Consider the following 3,568-nt stretch of genomic DNA (forward strand, 5'->3'; position numbering starts at 1 on the left):
CTATCTGCTCGGAGGCGCCGCATGAGCGAGCTGTCGCAGCACCACCAGATCGAGCACGACGTCGCCCCCGGCGACGAGGAAGAACATCGCGTCGGTGCCCGCGTGCTCGGCTATGTCGCAGGCCTCGGCCTCGCACTATTGCTCACGGCGACGTCGTTCTTCATCGCCGGAACGGACCTGGTCTGGCAGCCCAGCATTCCCGTGGCGCTGATCGTGCTCGCGATCGCGCAGATGGGCGTGCATCTGGTGTTCTTCCTGCACATCACCACGGGGCCGGACAACACCAACAACGTGCTGGCGCTGGCCTTCGGGCTCCTGATCGTGTTCCTGGTGGTCGGCGGCTCCGTCTGGATCATGTCGCACCTGAATGCGAACATGCCGCCGATGGATCAGATCATGCCGATGCGCGGCTGAAGCGGCGCCTCACTTCGGCCGGCGGCAATTGTAGGCCTTGCGGAAGCCGGCGGCGAGCGCGTCGTCCTCCGAGCAGAACCAGCGGTCCGGCTTCGTGGTCGCCGCGTAGCTCGGGCAGCCGCGCAGATGATAGATGCCGATATTGCCGGTGACGCGCGCGCGGACTGCGAGCTTGCCCTTGATGCTGCAGCCGGGCGGCATGGTCAGTTCGTCCGGAAACAGCACGGCGCGAATCTCCTTGTCGCGGTCGGCGCGGCAGGCATTGCCGAGCAGCGTGCCGTCCTCCTTGCCGATGCGAAACTCCTGCGGCGCAACGAAGCAGCCCTTCCAGATGCCGCGCGAAGCCTCCCTCGCCTCGGTTGCGGCCGGCTTGACGTTCGCCTTCACAGGCTCGTGCGCCAGCGCGTATCCGGACCGGACCAACTGTTCGTTCAGGCTCGTCTTGTCGCCCTCGGCGGTGCAAATCGCGCGATGCCGCCGGCCGAACCTCTTCTCCGGACCGACGTCTTCGCACCGCACCGCGCGACCGTTGATGAGCTTGGTCAACTGGTCGCGCGCTTCCAGGCCGCAGGTCCAGGGATCGGCGTGGTCGTCGATGCAGATCTGGTCCAGTTCCGGGCCTTCGACGCCGTCCAGCCGGTAGGTCACTCCGCCAAGCTGGATGGAATTGGCGTCCCGCACGGTTGCGGTCGCAGCCCGGCCGGGAGCGGCGGTTGAGAGCAAGGCAAGGACGGCAAGGAACAGAACCAGCGGGCGCGTCGGGCGTGCGGCAAAGGAATTCTGGAAGGACATACCGTCTCACTATCGAATTTGCTCGTCTTGTGCCTCTCTAGCATCCGGACTTGGCAAGACCAATGCTCTGCGCTGTGTGAAGTGCGACATTCGGCGCGCGCGGCTTTACTCGGGCGCGGCTCTGCCCCTATCGTTCGGTGCGGCAGGCCCGAGCCGAGAGGCCGAATCGCCCGCAAAGCGGCGAAGACGGGAGGGAAATCCGGCATGAACGATCCCGTGGACGTCCTGATCATAGGGGCCGGCGCCTCAGGTGCCGCGGTCGCCTGGTCGCTGGCAGAGACCAAGATGCACATCCTCTGCCTCGAGCAGGGCGGCTGGATGAACCCGGCGGAATATCCGAGCACCGGTCGCGACTGGGAAGCGCGCTTCTACGGCGACTATTCGACCAGCCCGAATACCCGCGGCCGCAAGGAAGATTATCCGATCAACGACGACGGCTCGCCGATCAAGGTCGTCAATTTCAACGGCGTCGGCGGCTCGACCGTGATGTACACCGCGCACTGGCCGCGGCTGCACCGGTCCGACTTCAAGGTCAGGACGCTCGACGGCGTCGCCGACGACTGGCCGATCGACTACGACACGCTCGCTCCCTTCTTCGCCGAGAACGACCGCATGATGGGCGTCTCGGGGCTGTCAGGCGATCCGCTGTCGCCCTTGACCGAGCCGCCGATGCCGCCCCAGCCGCTCGGGCTGTCAGGCGCGATCTTCGGCAAGGCGATGAACAAGCTCGGCTGGCACTGGTGGCCGTCGGATACCACGGTCGCGACGATGGACTATGAGGGTAGGGCGCGCTGCATCAACCTCGGCCATTGCACGCCGGCCTGCGCGCAAGGCGCAAAAGCCTCGACCGACATCACCTATTGGCCGCATGCGATCCGCGCCGGCGTCGAATTGCGCACCCATTGCCGGGTGCGTGAAATTACGACCGACGAAAACGGCATGGCCTCCGGCGTGGTCTACTACGACAAGGAAGGGGTCGAGCAATTCCAGCCGGCCCATGTCGTCATCATCGCCTGCAACGGCGTCGGCACGCCGCGGCTGCTGCTCAACTCGGCCTCCGGGCGATTCCCCAAGGGCCTCGCCAATTCGTCCGGCCTCGTCGGCAAGAACCTGATGTTCCATCCCTATGCGCAGATCTATGGCTACGTCGCCGAGCCGACCGACTCAAACCGCGCGCCGCCGACCTGCCTGTGGAGCAAGGAGTTCTACGACACCGACCCGTCGCGCGGCTTCGTCCGCGGCTACGGCATCCAGTTCGGCCGCGGCGTCGGTCCGGTGTTCGAGGCCGTCATGAGCGAGCAGAAGGGCTTGTTGCCCTGGGGTGCGGATCATCACCGCGTGTTCCGCAAGCTCAACGGCCATCGTCTCGCGATCTCGGCGATCTGCGAGGACCTGCCGGAGGAGCACAATTGCGTCACGCTCGACCCCGCGCTGAAGGACAGCCACGGCATCCCGGCGCCGAAGATCAGCTACACCATCTCCGAGAATTCGCAGAAGATGATGGATCACGGCGTGGCGCGGGGCCGGGAGATCCTGCAAGCCTGCGGCGCCACCGACATCTGTCTCAACACGCCGATCCCCTATGGCGGCTGGCACCTGCTCGGCACCGCGCGGATGGGCACCGACCCCGAGCGCTCCGTGGTCAACGAATGGGGCCGCTGCCACGATGTCAGGAACCTCTTCATCGTCGATGGCAGCGTGTTCGTCACCTCGGGCGGGGTCAACCCGACCTCCACCATCCAGGCCATCGCGCTCTACGTCGCCGACCAGATGAAGCAGCGCCTCGCCAATCTCTTCGACTAGGGAAATTCCATGGCCGAGCAACCGACCCTTACACAGCGCCAGCGGCACGACCTGCGCACCGTCGCCGGCATGATCATCCCGGCCAGCGCCGAATATAGGGTGCCGGGGGCCGACGATGATCTCATCCAGGCCGACATCCTCGCCACCCTCGGCCGCGACGCCAAGTCGGTTGCCGCGGCACTCGACCATCTCGCCCGGCTCGCCGGCATGCCGCTTGCCGATCTCGAGCCGGTCGCGCGCGATGGCGTCGCGCAAGAGTTCCGCGCCGCCGGGGGCGTTCCGGCAGCGACCCTCGTCCGCGTCGTGCTGCAGTGCTACTACCGCGACGACCGCGTGCTGCGCTCGCTCGGGCTCGAGTTGCGCGCGCCCTTCCCGAAGGGGCATGTGCTCGAGGACGGCGACTGGTCGCTGCTCGACCCCGTCAAGGCGCGACCTCGCACCTTGCGTCAGGTCGGTTAAGCTGTTCGTGAAGAGCGTCCGGCTTGCATGATGAGTTGGAGATAACCGTCTGACGCGCGAAGGAAATTCGCGATGTTAGATTTCACCTCAGATGTCAGCG

4 protein-coding genes are annotated in these 3,568 nt (G+C 66.0%); 3 read left to right on the plus strand and 1 reads right to left on the minus strand.

Annotated features, from left to right (window positions below):
• Window positions 1-21 precede the first annotated feature (21 nt).
• The gene (cyoD, locus tag KGM94_RS24285) at window positions 22-414 is read left to right on the plus strand and encodes a cytochrome o ubiquinol oxidase subunit IV (protein WP_300264985.1); all 393 of its coding nucleotides are present in this window, start codon (window positions 22-24) and stop codon (window positions 412-414) included.
• A gap of 9 nt (window positions 415-423) precedes the next feature.
• Here cyoD and KGM94_RS24290 read toward each other — a convergent pair whose 3' ends face one another.
• A complete protein-coding gene (locus tag KGM94_RS24290; protein WP_300264988.1) occupies window positions 424-1,206 on the minus strand; it encodes a thermonuclease family protein in 783 nt (260 codons plus the stop codon).
• A 204-nt stretch (window positions 1,207-1,410) separates the two neighbouring features.
• Between KGM94_RS24290 and KGM94_RS24295 the strand changes: the two genes are divergently transcribed.
• Window positions 1,411-3,009, plus strand: coding sequence for a GMC family oxidoreductase (locus KGM94_RS24295; protein ID WP_300264991.1), 1,599 nt, complete (start codon window positions 1,411-1,413; stop codon window positions 3,007-3,009).
• Between the two features lie 9 nt (window positions 3,010-3,018).
• Complete coding sequence (locus KGM94_RS24300) at window positions 3,019-3,468, plus strand: hypothetical protein (protein ID WP_300264994.1); 450 nt, start codon at window positions 3,019-3,021, stop codon at window positions 3,466-3,468.
• Window positions 3,469-3,568 lie beyond the last annotated feature (100 nt).

Source organism: Bradyrhizobium sp. (assembly GCF_028868675.1).
GTDB lineage: Bacteria > Pseudomonadota > Alphaproteobacteria > Rhizobiales > Xanthobacteraceae > Bradyrhizobium.